The sequence below is a fragment of the Microbacterium sp. Se63.02b genome (assembly GCF_014171575.1).
Classification (GTDB): Bacteria; Actinomycetota; Actinomycetes; order Actinomycetales; family Microbacteriaceae; genus Microbacterium.
Genome location: NZ_CP050453.1, coordinates 115407 through 130510, shown reverse-complemented (window position 1 = coordinate 130510; position 15104 = coordinate 115407). Strand labels below are relative to the sequence as shown.

Sequence of the window (15104 nt, the reverse complement as noted above, 5' to 3'; positions counted from 1 at the left end):
GACCGACCGCGAGCACCCGCGGAATTCTTGGATCCGGACATGTATCAGGATGCTCTTGCCGTGCTCCTGGTAGGTGTGATCACAATGGGCTTCATGATCGACGGCGCACCCGGCGCCGCTCTCGGTCCTGCCTCGGACGACGGGCGCGCACGCTGGGAGCGCGCCGCCGATCTGTTCGGCGCATGGCACGAGGGCGACAGCCGCGCGATGGACGAGCTCGTACGACTGATGACGCCCGTGCTGTGGCACGTGGTGCGCGCGTACGGGCTCGAACGCACGCTCGCAGAAGACGTCGTGCAGACGACGTGGCTTCAGCTCGTGCGCGGACACGGGTCGATCAGCGATCGGCGGGCCGTGTCGGCCTGGCTCACCACGACCGCCCGCCGCGAGGCCTGGAAGATCGCCAAGGCGCACGGACGGGTCGACACCGCCGAGTCGGACGACCTCGACATGCTGCTCCCCGAGCAGGCATCCGCCGAGGAGCACGCGACCCTCGGGGACGACAACAGACGCCTGTGGGCGGCGGTCCGCCGCTTGAACGAGCGCTGCCAGCGGCTCCTGCGCGTCATCGCGTTCGAGGACCGCCCCGACTACGCCCGGCTGGCCGCCGATCTCGCGATGCCGGTCGGGAGCATCGGACCGACCCGCAACCGGTGCCTGTCCAAGCTTCGCGCACTCCTCGACGCACCCCCTTCGGCGCCGGCAGGAGGATGGGCATGAGCACCCAGGACGACGCCGAGATGTTCGCACGCCTCCGGACGGTCTGGAGCGAGGTCGATCCCGTGCCGGCTGCACTCATCGACCGCATGGTCGCCGCCGTCGCCGCCGACGGCCTGAATCGGGAGTATGCGCTCCTGACGCTCGTCGAGGGGCAGCTGGGGTCCGTGCGCGGCGACGCCGATGCGCTCACCCTCCAGTTCAGCGACGGCTCGACCAGCATCCTCCTGCACGTGACGCGGACCTCATCGGGACGCCGTCGCGTCGACGGCTGGGTCGACACCGCTGCCGCCGAGATCGTCCTGACGCAGGGCGAGACGACCAGGAGCACCTCACCGGAGGAGACCGGGCGCTTCGTCTTCGACGAGGTGCCGCCGGGCCTCACCCGCGTGCGACTCACGACCAAGATCGGGGACGAGCCGCGTACGCTCGCGACCCCGCAGTTCGAGCTGTGACAACGGGCCCCGCCCGTCGATGACGCCGTGAGGCGACCGCACCGAGAGGATGACCGATGGAGCAGCCCAAGGGATGGACCTGGCAGGACCGCGCGGAAGGATCGATCCGTCGAGGCACGGCCCTCGATCCGAGCACGGAACCGGTCGACGGCATCCGCGCCTTCCCCACCGCGTACCTGCCGGAGCGCCTGCTGATCACGCGCAATCTCGGCGACCAGGAGGCGTTCGACCGTGAGTCCGGACCCTGCGCGATGCGGCGGACACGTTCGGGTGGCAGCTCGAGGTCGAGGACAGCGCGGTGGCGGCCCCGGACGGCGAACTGGTGCCCGGAGTCCCCGGCTTCCTCCGCGCGCGGCTGCGGACCCCGACGAGCCGGTGCGCGGAGAGTCCCCGTCGCGCCGGATGCGTGGCGCGTGCTCCAGCGCGCGCGACGCATGTCGCGGTCGACCATGCCCCGCACCAGCCTCGACCATGTGCTGTCGATCGACCCGGTCGGGCTCAACCCCTTCACGCGCACGAACCCGTTCACACGCACCAATCCGTTCACGCGCACGAACCCGGTGCGCGGTGCGGGTGCGGGCGGAAGCGACGACTACCTCGAACCGGGCCGTGGCGCCAGGCAACCGGTGACCTGGCTGGGTCCCGCGCCGGCGCGAGGCCCCGCTCCGAAACGCGGCCGACGCCCGGTCGTCGCCGTGCTCGACACGGGATGCGGCGAGCACGCGTGGCTGCCCGCCGACATCGTGACCCGCAGCATCGACCTCGACGGGGTGCCGGTGGGGCTCACCGACGATGCCGACCCCGAGCGCTACCCTGATCTGTACGGACAGCTGGACGGCGAGATCGATGCCGTGGCCGGGCACGGCACCTTCATCGCTGGACTGATCCGGCAGGCCGCCCCGGATGCCGACATCCTCTCGATCCGCGTCGCCGGGGCACTCGGGGTGGTCGACGAGAGCACCTTGCTCGAGACCGTCGCCCAGGTCGTCACCCTGCTGACCCGCCACCGCGACGACCCGTCGACCGGCTTCCCGATCGACGTCCTCAACCTCTCGCTGAGCTACTACCACGAGACGCCGACCGACGGACTCTTCAGCCTCACCCTGCATCGACTGCTCGCCAAGGCGCGGGAACTCGGCTGCGTGGTCGTGTGCTCCGCCGGGAACGACGCGATCGACCGCCCCTCGTTCCCGGCGTCGCTGTGGCCGTGGCCGGGCGCCGACAACGGCATCCAGCCGGACCACGACGCACCGCTCGTCTCGGTCGGCGCACTGAACCCGTCGGCGCGGTCGGTCGCGCTCTTCTCGAACGTCGGACCCTGGGTGCAGGCATACGCGCCCGGCGCCGCAGTCGTGAGCTGTTCGCCCGCGTTCGTCGGCGGAACGCAGGCGGCGACGCGGGCGGATGTCGACGGCCTCCGCCGCGAGACGATCGACCCCGACGACTACCGCGGCGGCTTCGCGATCTGGAGCGGCACCTCGTTCGCGGCTCCGTACGTCGCCGGACGCATCGCCGCGCAGCTCGGCATGGTGCCCGTCTCGGGCATCGACCCTGCTGCGGCGGCGAAGGCGGTCGCCGCCGTCGTGAAGTCGCTCCCGACCCCGGTCGATCCCGACTGACGCACCCCGGGACGAGCCGTCCGTACCGATGCGGGCGGCTCGTCCTGGTGCCGGTCCCCACCTGCCGGGACACCTGTCGGATGGTTGCACGGTTGTCGGACGGGAACACGGCCTGTCGCCCGACGAACGTGCTCACTTCCGACAGGTGTCCCGCCGGCCGAGGGTCCGCCCGGCGCGCTCTTCCGCGCAGACCCCGGGCAGGGGCATCCTGGAGCGATGCCCCTGTCCGCGATCGAGCTGCACCGGCGCGGAGTCGAAGCGGCGAACGCGCGTCGGTTCGCACAGGCGCGGCGCGTGCTCGACGCCGCATCCGCCCGCACCGACGATCCCGACCTGCGCGCCCGCATCGACGGAACCACCGCGTACGTCCTGGCCCAGACGGGGCGACCGGCCGCCGCCGAGCAGCTCTGCCGTGCCGCGCTCGGCCGGGCGGGGCTCCGCGCGGAGACGGTGGCCCTGCTGAGCGGTCAGCTCGGCACGCTGCTCATGCACGGCGGCACGCTCGTCGAAGCCGGGAGCATGCTCACGCGCGCGATCGACACGCTCACCGCCCAGGGCGAGGAGACCACGGAGCTGGCCAACTGCCTCATGAACAGGTCGGTGGTGCGGATGCAGCAGCGCGAGCTCGGCCTCTGCGTCGACGACCTGGAGCGCGCGGTCGCCGTGTACGAGGCGAACCACGACGAGCAGCCGCTCGCGGAGGCACGACACAACCTCGGATACGCGGCGCTGCTCGGCGGGGATCTCGTGACCGCACTCACCCTCATGACGCGCTCACGCCCGACGCTCGCCGCGACGAGCGACCTCGCCGCGGCGATCAGCGACCTCGACCGCGCCGAGGTGCTCCGCGACGCCGGCCTCACCACCGAGGCCGAGAACCTGCTCGCGCACGTGGCCAGGCAGTTCGGCGCCCAGCGGATGCGGCAGGCCAGAGCCGAGGCGGAGTTCCACCTGGCACGGTCGCTCGTGCGTCACGACCCGACGGGGGCGGAACGAACGGCGCGGACCGCCGCGCGGCGGTTCCTCGCCCTCGAGAGCCACGGATGGGCGGCCCGCGCGCATGCCGTGCGCCTCGAGGCTCTGCACCGATCGAAACCTCAGCGCCCACGGGACCTCGACGAGTTCACCCGCACCGCGAAGGCTCTCGACAGAGCGGGATTCCACACCGAGGCGACCACGCTCCGCCTCGACGCCCGACGCGACGGCACGGGGCGACTGCCGCGCATCGACGACACCGCCCCGACGCCGCTGCGACTGCGCGCTCACGAGGTTCGGGCCGCACGTGCCGCGGCCTCAGGGAACGACCGTGCGGCCCTGCGCGCGGCCGCCGCCGGGCTCGACCTGCTCACCGCGTGGCAGCAGTCGTTCGGCGCCCTCGACCTCCAGGCGTCGGCGGCCATGCACGGCAGCGACCTGATGTTCACCGGGCTCTCCGCCGCAGCACGACTGCGAGACCCCGCGACGCTGTTCGAGTGGTCGGAGCGGGCGCGGCATCTCAGTCAGCAGGTCGCCCCGGTGCGTCCTCCGCATGACGAATCCCTCGCCGAGGATCTGGCCGAGCTGCGGATGCTGCGGGCCGAGCTGGCCGGTGCCGACTGGACGACGGACGCCAGGGTGCGCGCCGTCCGCGACCGCGTGCGCGAGCGGCAGTGGGCGATGACCGGGTCCGGCCGCACGCTCGAACGGCTCGGCCTCGCTGAGACGATCGCCCTGCTCCCGCCCCGCACCGCGGTGCTCTCCTACGTCTTCACCGGCTCCACTCTGCAGGGGATGGTGGTGACCGCGTCGGGAGCGACGATCGTCGACCTGTCTTGGGTGAAGGTCCGCACGGCGCTCGACGGCCTCCGCGCCGACCTCGACATGGCCGCCATGACCCGTGGCGGACTGATGGGCGCGGTGACGGAGCGGGCCCTCACCGCGCGGCTCGGACTCCTCGACGCCGCGTTGCTCGCACCGCTGCTCCCCGCCGCGTCGTCCGCCGACCACGTGGCTATCACCGTTCCCGGAGCCCTCGGCGGGGTGCCGTGGGCGATGCTGCCAGGATGGCAGGCGTCCCGTTCACTCTCGCGACCTCGGTGTCGCGGTTGCTCAGCGGGCGGGCGCACACCCGGACGCGCCCGTCGACCATCGGATTCGCGGCCGGCCCTCGTGTCGCCCGCGCCGAGGAGGAGGTCGACCGTGCCGCGTCGGCCTGGAACGGCTCGGGTACGACGGTCGTGACGGGCTCGGCCGCGACAGTCGCAGCGGTCACGGAACTCGCGGCCGGATCCGATGTGCTGCACATCGCGGCGCATGGCAGGCATGCGGTGGACAACCCGTTGTTCTCGGGCTTCGAGCTGGCCGACGGCATCCTCTTCGGCTACGACGTCGACCTGATCCCGCGCGTCCCCGACACCGTGATCCTCTCCGCGTGCGAGCTCGGACGCTCGTCGGTGCGCTGGGGCGAAGAGGCGTTGGGCATGACGCAGGTGTGGCTGCACGCGGGCTCGTCGTGCGTGATCGCCGCTCCGGTCGCCGTACCGGATGACGTGGCCGGAGAGCTGCTGAGCGCCGTGCACACCGGCCTCTCCGAGGGGGTGGCACCGGCTGTCGCGCTCGCCAGGGCCACCATCGACACCGGGCTCAGCGCCCCGTTCCAATGCCACGGCGACGGATTCTGACCTTTTTCTCCAATCGGTGTATCAGAACGGATGCCGGACGCTCCTGTTCTTCGGAAGGTGCCATGCGAAGGGCCTCGAAGGGAGAGGCGCGAGGGAGGCGCAGTCGGATCTGGGGAATCGCGCGCGCTGGGGAGCGTGAGTACGACAGGACACCATCTGCTCGGGGATGCTGCGGCGACTGCCGCGATGCCCTCAGGGGGCCTCGACGTTCTGGGGACGTCGAGGCCTTCGGGGTGTCCGGCGTCAGGCGACCAGCACCGCGTATCCCGCGGCACGGAGGGCGGCGAGCCCCGCGGGGTCGGCACCGGCATCGGTGATCACGGTGGGGAACAGGTCGAGTCCCCCCACGGTCGAGAAGGCCTCGACGCCGAGCTTGCTGCCGTCCGTAACCACGACGGCCCGGCGGGCGCGCTCTGCCATCATGCGGTTCACGGCGGCCTCGCGCTCGTCCTGCGTCGTGGCGCCGGCGGCGGCATCCATCCCGTTGACGCCGATGAAGGCGATGTCGAGCCGTACGCCACGCAGCAGCTGCTCGACGAACGGGCCGACGAGCTCGTAGCTGCGTGAGTGGATGACACCTCCGGTGACCACGACCTTGATGTCGGGCCGGGTGGCGAGCTGGGCGGCGATGTTGACGGCGTTCGTGACGACCGTGATGCCGCCGTTGCCCGCGAGGTCGTCGCGCGCAGCGAGGGCAGCCGCGATCGCCGTCGTGGTCGTCCCTCCCGACAGCCCGACGACCATGCCGGGTGCGACCAGCCCGGCGGCCGTCTGCGCGATGCTGGCCTTCTCATGCGTGCGCAGGTGGCTCTTGTAGCGGATCGGCAGTTCGTAGGCGACGGTCTGCGCGACCGCTCCGCCGTGGGTGCGCGTGAGCAGGCGCTGCTCGGCCAGGGAGTCGAGGTCGCGCCGGGTGGTGGCCGACGATGCCCCGAACCGCTCGACGAGGTCGTCCACCGTGACCTCGCCGCTGGCGGCCAGGAGGTCGAGGATCGCGTTGAGCCGCGCCGCCCGTTTCATCGTGCTCCTTCTCCGCCGCCCCCGACGCCCTCTGCGCGCGAGGTCGCAGCCGTCGCCGGGAAGCCTACGACCGGAGTACAGAGCTGCGGCGCGATCATGATGCGAGTGCGAAGAGCCGGAGCATGCGAGCAGCCTCGTCCGCCAGTGCGTCACGCGCAGGGGCGAGGTACTTGCGCGAATCGACCAGACGAGGGTCGGCCTCGAGCTTCTCGCGCACCGCCCGCGTGAAGAACCCGTTCAGGTGGGTCGACACGTTGACCTTGGTCATGCCTGCACGCACGGCGTCGGCGATCACGGCATCCGCGACCCCCGACGACCCGTGCAGCACGAGGGGAACCGACAGCGCCTCATGCAGTCGGGCGATGAGGTCGAGGTCGAGAGATGCGGTTCGGTCTGTCATCGCGTGCGAGGAGCCCACCGCGACGGCGAGGGCATCGACCCCTGTCGCCTCGACGAACGCGCGCGCCTCGTCGGGGTCGGTGCGCACTCGGGGGCATGCGCCCCGTCTTTGCCGCCCACCTCGCCGAGTTCTCCCTCGATGTACACCCCCGCCGCGTGGGCGCGCTCCGCGACCGAGGCCGTCAGCGCGACGTTGTCGTCGTAGGGCAGGGCTCCTCCGTCGAACATGACCGATCCGAAGCCCAGCGCGATGGCCTCGTCGACCAGTTCCGGGCGCTCCGCATGGTCGAGGTGCACCGCCACGGGAGTCTGCGCGCGGCGAGCGACCGCCATCGTGGCCAGCGCGATGGGCTCGAGGCCGCCGTGGTAGTCGGCGCAGTTCTGCGAGATCTGCAGGATGACGGGAAGCTGCGCGAGCGCGGAGGCCCGCACGAGCCCTTCGGCCGTTTCGAGGTGGATCACGTTGAACGCACCGATGCCGGTGCCGGCACGGGAGGCGGCGGAGACGAGGTCGCGAGCGGAGACGAGGGTCACGAGGGGTCCTTCCGGAGCGGAGCGGGGTGGGGGTGGGGTGAGACGTGGAGCTGCTGCTCGAGCGTGGTCCAGCGCGGGAGATGTCGCCCGCGAGCGGGGTGAGCACGGCGGCGGCCGACCAGGCCGTGGCACGGCGGAGGACCCGCTCGGGATCGCGTACCCCCTCGGCGTACAGCACGGCACATGCGGCCACCGCGGCATCGCCGGCACCGGTGGGATTGCCGGCGAGGGGTGCGTCGAGTCGGGCGTGCACGACGTCGGATGCCGTGATCGCGAGCATGCCGTCGGCGCCGAGTGACAGCAGTACGAGCTCGACGCCGCGGGCGAGCAGCGACCGTGCGCCCTCGACCGGGTCGGTGATCCCCGTGGCTTCGACGAGTTCGGCCGCGTTGGGTTTCAGCACGGTGGCGCCGGCATCCGAAGCACGGAGGAGCGCGGGCCCCGAGGTGTCGACGATGACGGGCACACCTGCATCCTTCCCTACCGCGACGAGCATCGGGAGCAGGGAGTCGGGTGCGCCGGGCGGCACACTGCCCGAGATGACGAGGACCTTGGCACCGGGCAGCCGCTCGACCACCTCGGCGAGCAGGGCCGCCCACTCCGGATCGGCCGGGTTCCGTCCGCGCTCGTTGATGATCGTGGTGTCTCCGAGGGCATCGTCGACGATGGCGATGCTGCGACGGGTCTCCGCGGCGACAGGGACGAGGGCGTGCGGAACGCCGCTGGCTCGGAGCTCGGCCGCGAACTCCTCGCCGACGCGTCCGCCCGAGGTGGTGACCGCGAGCGTCTTCGCCCCCTCGGCGTGCGCCACGCGCGACGTTGAGGCCCTTGCCCCCAGCCCGCGCGGCACCGGCGTCCGCACGATGCGAGCCGCCCTCCACGAGCCGGTCGACGTGCCAGGTCAGGTCGAGCGCCGGGTTGGGGGTGACGGTGAGGATCACGTGAGCTCCCGTGCACGCAGGGCGGCGCCGAGGAGCCCGGCGTTGCCCGACAGCTCGGCCGGGACCAGCGCGGGGATGCGGTGGAAGCTCAGCCGTGCGGCGAGTCGCTCGCGCAGCTCGTCGAACAGCGCACCGCCGGCACGGGAGAGGCCGCCGCCGATGACCACGGCCTCCGGCGCGACGACTGCCGTGAGCTGTGCCAACGACATGGTGAGTGCGTCGAGCGCGGAGTTCCAGATCTCCGCGGCCGCCCGGTCGCCTGCGGCTGCCCTGGCGATGACGTCTTTCGCCCCGTCGGGTGCGACGCCGGTCGCGTCGCGGTAGCGGCGGGCGATCGCTCCGGCTGATGCGACCGCTTCGAGACAGCCGCGCGCGCCGCAGGCGCAGATCGGTCCGTCGGCGATCGGGGAGTGTCCGATCTCGCCCGCGTACCCGCCCGCGGTGTACGGGACGCCGCCGACGAGCAGGGCCCCCGCGATCCCCGTGCCGATCACGAGCACGACCGCATCGGCGTAGTCGCGGGCCCCGCCGAGCTGGCGCTCCGCCCAGCTCGCCGCGCGGACGTCGTGGTCGAACGCCACCGGCAGACCCAGGCGCGCGGATGCGAGGTCGCGCAACGGGGAGTCGTGCCAGCCGAGGTTGCTGGCGAACACGCCGAGCCCGGCATCCGCGTCGACGATCCCCGGCACCACGAGGCCGACGGCCTGCGGCACGGTGTCGGGATGCGCGGCGCGCAGTTCGGCGGCGAGCACGGCCAGACGCTCGAGGAGTGCCTGCGTGCGGTCGCCCTCGACGATCGGGGTGGGCGTGCGTCGCAGGCCGAGCGCCGTCCCCTCGGCATCGAACAGCGCCGATTTGATGTCGGTGCCGCCGACGTCGAACGCCAGCACGGGGGCGCCGGCCCCGAGCGTGCGCACGCGGGCGAGCTTCTCACCCGCGGCATCGCGTTCGACGTCGGGAACGGAGGCCGCCGCGTCACCGTCGATCATGATCGGCTCCTGGCGAGGTTGCGTCATGCATCCAGGATGACGGATCGCGTGAGGTTGCGGGGCTGGTCGGGGTCGAGTCCTCGTGCGACCGCACGGTCCAACGCCGTCCGGTGCAGGCGCACGAGGTCGGCGAGAGGGTCGATCTCGCGCTGCTCGAACCGGGCGCCGGTGGCCTCGACCTGGGCGGGAAGCCCCTCCGGCGCTTCTCCGAACTGCCACGTGACGCGTCCGGGAGCCGCGATCGCGATCGGACCGTGGCGGTAGTCCATCGACGGGTAGGCCTCGGTCCACGACTGCGAGGATTCGCGCAGCTTGAGCGCCGCCTCGTGTGCGAGGCCGATGGTCCATCCGCGTCCGAGGAACGTGTACTGCTCGGCATCGCGCAGCTCGTCGTCTCCCGGCTCGGTGAGGACGGCCTCGGCGTCGGCGATGGCCGCGGTGAGGTCTTCGCCGAGCGACGCGCGGAACAGCGCGAGGGCCGTGGTCGCGAAGCGCGTCTGCACCACCGACTTCTCGTCGGCGAACGGGAGCAGGATCGCCTCGTCCACGAGGGACACGAGGGGTGAGATCGGGTCGCCGATCACGCCGACGGTCGGGATCCGCCCCTTGATGCGCTCGACGAGTTCGAGCACCTCGGTCGTCGTGCCGGAGCGGGTCAGCGCGACGACCGCGTCGTAGCCGCGATCGATGAACGCCTCGGACGCCGCGAACGCGTCGGTCTCACCCTGGCCCGAGGACTCGCGGAGGGCGGCGTACGACTGCGCCATGAACCACGACGTGCCGCAGCCGACGACCGCGATGCGGGTCCCGGCGGCCGGGAGCTGGGCCTGCTCGGCGGTGAGGTCGGCGGCGGTCGCCCACGTCTGGGGCTGGGAGAAGAGCTCTTCGCGCATGTGCGCGCCGGGCAGCGATTCCGTCATGAAGGGGGCCTTTCCAGCGATTTGTTGCGTACTTGTGATTGTTTGCGTGCTTATTCGATCATAGTATGTCGTCATTAGATAACAACCAGGCGTTCTGCTTGATTTGTTTGTTGCCTTGACAAATAATCGGAAAAGTTCCACCCCTCGATGTCGACCTCCCTCGTCGTCGAGCAACCCCGAGCCCCGGCTTGAACGATCGCGGATGCCACCTGGCGAGGCGATCACCACGCACTGTCGCGTGATGTGCTTGCGACTGTGCACCACACCCCGTCCGAAGCGGTCCTGCCGCCCGGAGCGGACACTCACAGTGAGGAATGCAATACACATGAAGAAGTCACTGCGGTACGGCGCCGCCGCCCTTGCGGCCGTCGCCACGCTCTCGCTCGCTTCGTGCGGGTTCGGCGGATCGTCCGGAGACAGCGAAGGCGGAGACGGATCCACCACGCTCGACCTGCTCGTCCCCAGCTACTCGGACGGCACCAAGGCGAACTGGGAGACGGTGATCGAGGGGTTCAAGAAGGACAACCCCGACATCGACGTCAAGCTCGAAGTGCAGTCCTGGGACAACCTCGAGAAAGTCGTCTCCACCAAGATCCAGGCCGGAGAGGCCCCCGACATCTACAACGGCGGTCCCTTCGCCGGCTTCGTCGGCGACGAACTGCTCTACCCGACCGAAGACGTCGTGTCGGAGGAGACCTATGCCGACTTCCAGGAGTCGTTCCTCAAGAACGCCGAGATCGACGGCACCGCCTACGCCCTGCCGATGATCGCGTCGGCGCGCGCCCTGTTCGTCAACAACGCGCTGCTCGAGCAGGCCGGCGTCGAGGCGCCGACCGACTGGGACTCGCTGCTGGATGCCGCGACCAAGGTGTCGGCCCTCGGCGGCGGCGTCGCCGGCTACGGCATGCCGCTCGGCTCCGAAGAGGCGCAGGCCGAGGCGGCCGTGTGGCTGTGGGGCGGCGGCGGATCGTTCGGTGACGCATCCGAGATCACGATCGACACCCCGGAGAACCTGGTGGGAGCCGAGCAGATCAAGAAGATGATCGATGCCGGCGCGACCCAGGCAGACCCGGGCTCGACGCAGCGCTCCCCGCTGATGGACATCTTCGTCCAGGGCAAGATCGGCATGCAGGTCGGACTCCCGCCGACGGTCGGGCAGATCGCCGAGGGCAACCCCGACCTGGACTACTCGATCGTCCCGATCCCCACGAAGGACGGCTCGCCGTTCACGCTCGGCGTCATGGACCAGCTGATGGCGTTCGAGAACGACGGCGACAAGCAGGAAGCCATCACCAAGTTCTTCGACTACTTCTACTCGGCCGATGTGTACGTGCCGTGGGTGCAGGCGGAGGGCTTCCTGCCCGTCACCAAGTCCGGCGCCGAGCAGCTCTCCGGCGAGGAGGCCCTCAAGCCGTTCCTCGACGTGCTGCCCGATGCGCAGTTCTACCCGTCGACGAACCCGAAGTGGTCGGCCGCCGACGGTGCGTTCAAGTCGCTGTTCGGCCAGCTCCAGTCGAAGCCGGCACAGGACGTGCTGACCGAGATCCAGGCGCAGGTCGACGCGGGCTGAGCCCGCTGATCGGAGAGGTTCGGGTACCCGAATGAGCCAGAAGACAGAGTCCTCGAACCTCGCGGGGGCGGCGAAGAGCCGCCCCCGCACCCGGAAGACCCCGGATGCCCATCGCGGCAGGCCGGGCGGAAAGGACCTCCTCCAGGCGCTGCCCTGGATCGCGCCGGCCGTGCTGCTCATCATCGGGGTGGTCTTCTTCCCCGCCGGGGTGATGTTCTTCAACTCGACGCGTGACATCTCGCTGTCGGGCCTCGACAAGGGGTCGGTCGGCTTCGACAACTTCGCCACCGTCTTCACGTTCAGCGAGTTCTGGCCGATCTTCTTCCGCACGATCGTCTGGGTCGTTTCGGTCGTGCTCTTCACGGTCGTCATCTCGCTCGGGCTCGCGCAGATCCTCAACAAGGCCTTCCCCGGACGCCAACTCGTGCGCATGGCCGTCATCGTGCCGTGGGCAGCCTCGGTCGTGATGACCACGATGGTGTTCTACTACAGCCTCGAGCCGTACTTCGGGGTCTTCAACAAGTTCCTCTACGACATCGGTCTCTCCGACGATGCGGTCGGCTACGGCTGGACCAAGAACCCCACGACCGCGTTCATCTGGTCGATCGTCATCGCGATCTTCGTGTCGCTCCCGTTCACGACCTACACGATCCTGGCCGGACTCCAGTCGGTGCCGGCCGATGCGATCGAGGCCGCGAAGATGGACGGTGCCGGTCCCACCCGCACGTACTGGTCGATCATCCTGCCGCAGCTGCGCAGCGCCCTGGCCGTCGCCGTCCTGATCAACATCATCAACGTGTTCAACTCGCTGCCGATCCTCAAGGTGATGACCGGATCGATCCCCGGTTACGGCGCCGACACGATCATGACCCTGATCTTCAAGTACATCGAGCTGCAGAAGAAGGTGGATGTCGCGAGCGCCCTCTCGGTCGTCGCGTTCCTCATCGTCATCGTGATCGTCGCGGCCTACGTGAAGATCGTCAAGCCCATGAAGGAGGTCTGATCATGACCGTGACCGAGACCGCCCTCGTGACCACGGCCGGTCGCGGTGGACGCCGTACCCCGCCGATCCCCGGCCGCAAGCGACGGTACACCGAAGACCAGGTGACGCTGCCCCGCGTGATCCTGCGCACCGTCGCCGGTTTCCTGGTGCTGGCGATCTTCGTCCTCCCGTACCTGATCATGTTCTTCGGCTCCGTGAAGACGAAGCCGCAGATCCGCTCTGTCGACCCGACGTACCTGCCGACGGAGTGGCACTGGGAGAACTACATCACGATGTGGTCGACTCCCGAGACGCCGCTGCCGTACAACCTGATCTCGACCATCGTGATCGCGGTGTTCGCGACGCTGCTCGTGCTGCTGGTGTCCCTGCCTGCCGCGTATTACACGGCCAGGTTCAAGTTCCCCGGGCGCATGGTGTTCCTGTTCCTCGTGATCATCACCCAGATGCTGCAGCCCGCCGTGCTGACCTCGGGCCTGTTCCGGCAGTTCACGGTGCTCGGGCTCGGCGACACCTGGATCGCGATGATCTTCATCAACGCCGCCTTCAACCTGTCGTTCGCGGTGTGGATCATGCACTCCTTCTTCGCCGGCATCCCGAAAGAGGTCGACGAGGCCGCGCAGATCGACGGGGCAGGACGCTTCACGGTCCTATTCAAGATCAACCTGCCGCTCGTGTGGCCCGGCATCGTCACGGCGATCGTGTTCACGTTCGTGGCCTGCTGGAACGAGTTCGCGGCCTCGCTCGTGATCCTGTCGACCGACAAGAATCAGCCGCTGTCGGTCGCGCTGACCAAGTTCGTCGGGCAGTACGAGACCAGCTGGCAGTACGTGTTCGGCGTCTCAATCGTGGCGATCCTCCCGGTGGTCATCCTGTTCATGCTCATCGAGAAGCGGCTCGTCGGAGGTCTGACTGCGGGCAGCGTGAAGTAACCTCCGCGCGCTCGGGAGGAGATCCGCGTTTCGGAGGACGGGTTCGGGGATCCGGCCCTCCGAAGCGCGGATCCCCTGCGAACTGCGATGCGGCCGCGGTCTAGCGGGATGCTGCGCGGAGCTGTTCCGGGTTCCACCGCACGCCGAGCGCCGAGGTGAGGGCGGCCTGCGCGGCACCGGCGGCGAGCGACACCCGCGGGTCGGCGTATCGCACGGGGGACCTGCACCGTGCCCCGAGACGGATACTCGGTCTCGCGGCGGACCCGGTCGAGGAAGCGCGGCCCGAGCTCGGTGGCCGGACCGCCGATCACGACCTCGGTGGGGTCGAGGAGAGCACTGATGAGCTTGACGGCTCTGGCGAGGGCGCGGGCGCCCTCATCGAGGTGCTCCTCATCGGCGGTGGCAGCGAGCGCCCGGATCTCGGGGGCGTCCATGGCGTCGGAGAACTCGTCGCCGAGCATCGCGCCCAGCGCCGCTGCCGACTCCAGGCATCCGCGCCGACCGCACCGGCAGGCACGCGCCTGCTCGCCGAAGACGACCTGCACGTGCCCGATCTCCCCCGCGCGGTCACGGGGTCCCGGGGCGAGCTCGCCGTCGAGCGTGACAGCGGCACCCACCCCTCCGCCGAGATGGATGAAGAGCCGGTATCCGGACGGGGACTCCTCCATGCCCGCTTCGGCGATGGCCTCGGCGTCGACGTCGTTGACGAGCAGCACCGGGGCGTCGAGCATCCTCTCGAAGCGGTCCGCGAGCGGCACGCCTTCCCACTTGAGCTGCACGCTCTCCAGCACGGACCGGCCATCCGTCGTGCCGGGAAGCTGGATGCCTGCGGCGAGCAGCCGCGTGCCGAACTCCGAGGCCACGGCGGACACCGCTTCGTCGAGCATGTGGTCGCGGGTCTCGGCGGTGTAGCTCAGTCGTCGCGCGTCGACCTCCGTCCCGTCGAGCGCCACGAGGGCGATCTGCGCGTGCAGGGGCTGGATCACGAGCACCAGGATCAGGTGGTGACTCGCGTCGACGCTCAGGGTGGTGGCGCGTTTGCCCCCGTGCTCGCCGCCTGCTCCCCCTCGACGACCAGACGGTTCTCGATGAGCTCGGCCACGAGTGACGACGCGGTGGCGGCGGTCAGACCTGTGGCGCGCGCGATGCCGGCGCGCGTCTGCGTCCCCGGGTTCCGGAACACGAGCTGCAACGCCCGACGCAGGTTCGCACGCCGAACCGACGCCTGCGTATCGAGGCCGTCATCCGTGTTAAGCATGCGTTCCCGTTCCGAGGCTCGCCGATCGCGAGCTGTTGACAGATCGCGGCGCGATCCGTAGTCTCTCCCTAAGTTTATTCATTGAACTTA

Annotated in this window: 12 protein-coding genes and 3 pseudogenes; 8 read left to right on the top strand and 7 right to left on the bottom strand. The window is 70.2% G+C overall.

Going from position 1 to position 15104, the window contains the following annotated elements; all coding sequences use genetic code 11:
- The first annotated feature begins 39 nt into the window (after nt 1–39).
- From G4G29_RS00635 to G4G29_RS20925, 5 genes are all read left to right on the top strand, one after another.
- Nucleotides 40–720: a sigma-70 family RNA polymerase sigma factor gene (locus tag G4G29_RS00635; protein ID WP_244632288.1), complete on the top strand. Its 681-nt coding sequence runs from the start codon at nt 40–42 to the stop codon at nt 718–720.
- Entirely contained in the window at nt 717–1172 is a 456-nt protein-coding gene (locus G4G29_RS00630; protein ID WP_183151470.1) for a hypothetical protein, read from the top strand. The genes G4G29_RS00635 and G4G29_RS00630 overlap by 4 nt, the downstream gene beginning before the upstream one ends.
- 56 nt (nt 1173–1228) lie before the next feature.
- Nucleotides 1229–2791, top strand: a complete 1563-nt coding sequence (locus G4G29_RS00625) for a S8/S53 family peptidase (RefSeq protein ID WP_244632287.1) — start codon at nt 1229–1231, stop codon at nt 2789–2791.
- Nucleotides 2792–3007: 216 nt separating this feature from the next.
- Nucleotides 3008–5011: a hypothetical protein gene (locus G4G29_RS00620; RefSeq protein ID WP_244632286.1), complete on the top strand. Its 2004-nt coding sequence runs from the start codon at nt 3008–3010 to the stop codon at nt 5009–5011.
- A complete protein-coding gene (locus tag G4G29_RS20925; protein WP_244632635.1) occupies nt 4918–5451 on the top strand; it encodes a CHAT domain-containing protein in 534 nt (177 codons plus the stop codon). The genes G4G29_RS00620 and G4G29_RS20925 overlap by 94 nt, the downstream gene beginning before the upstream one ends.
- Nucleotides 5452–5694: 243 nt before the next feature.
- On the opposite strand, the gene G4G29_RS00615 is transcribed toward G4G29_RS20925, so the two are convergent.
- The 5 genes and pseudogenes from G4G29_RS00615 to G4G29_RS00595 all read right to left on the bottom strand — a co-directional run bounded on the left by G4G29_RS00615 (nt 5695) and on the right by G4G29_RS00595 (nt 10254).
- Nucleotides 5695–6471 (bottom strand): DeoR/GlpR family DNA-binding transcription regulator, encoded by a 777-nt coding sequence (locus tag G4G29_RS00615; protein WP_183151469.1) that lies wholly within the window; start codon nt 6469–6471, stop codon nt 5695–5697.
- A 94-nt stretch (nt 6472–6565) separates the two neighbouring features.
- A pseudogene (locus G4G29_RS00610) lies at nt 6566–7404 on the bottom strand (class II fructose-bisphosphate aldolase).
- Nucleotides 7405–7549: 145 nt separating this feature from the next.
- Nucleotides 7550–8215: pseudogene (locus tag G4G29_RS00605) on the bottom strand (PfkB family carbohydrate kinase); the annotation flags it as partial.
- A 126-nt stretch (nt 8216–8341) separates the two neighbouring features.
- Nucleotides 8342–9334 (bottom strand): ROK family protein, encoded by a 993-nt coding sequence (locus G4G29_RS00600; RefSeq protein WP_244632285.1) that lies wholly within the window; start codon nt 9332–9334, stop codon nt 8342–8344.
- Between the two features lie 23 nt (nt 9335–9357).
- Nucleotides 9358–10254, bottom strand: coding sequence for a sugar isomerase (locus G4G29_RS00595; protein WP_183151468.1), 897 nt, complete (start codon nt 10252–10254; stop codon nt 9358–9360).
- A 325-nt stretch (nt 10255–10579) separates the two neighbouring features.
- Between G4G29_RS00595 and G4G29_RS00590 the strand changes: the two genes are divergently transcribed.
- The 3 genes from G4G29_RS00590 to G4G29_RS00580 are packed head-to-tail and all read left to right on the top strand — an operon-like array spanning nt 10580 to nt 13756.
- On the top strand, nt 10580–11824 hold the full coding sequence (locus tag G4G29_RS00590; protein ID WP_183151467.1) for an extracellular solute-binding protein: 1245 nt from the start codon (nt 10580–10582) through the stop codon (nt 11822–11824).
- 31 nt (nt 11825–11855) lie between these two features.
- Nucleotides 11856–12827, top strand: a complete 972-nt coding sequence (locus G4G29_RS00585) for a sugar ABC transporter permease (RefSeq protein ID WP_183151466.1) — start codon at nt 11856–11858, stop codon at nt 12825–12827.
- Between the two features lie 2 nt (nt 12828–12829).
- Nucleotides 12830–13756 (top strand): carbohydrate ABC transporter permease, encoded by a 927-nt coding sequence (locus G4G29_RS00580; protein WP_183151465.1) that lies wholly within the window; start codon nt 12830–12832, stop codon nt 13754–13756.
- A gap of 269 nt (nt 13757–14025) precedes the next feature.
- Here the strand turns inward: G4G29_RS00580 and G4G29_RS20920 are convergent.
- Nucleotides 14026–14709: pseudogene (locus G4G29_RS20920) on the bottom strand (ROK family protein); the annotation flags it as partial.
- A gap of 68 nt (nt 14710–14777) precedes the next feature.
- Nucleotides 14778–15014 (bottom strand): MarR family transcriptional regulator, encoded by a 237-nt coding sequence (locus tag G4G29_RS20915; protein WP_244632284.1) that lies wholly within the window; start codon nt 15012–15014, stop codon nt 14778–14780.
- Between the last annotated feature and the right edge of the window lie 90 nt (nt 15015–15104).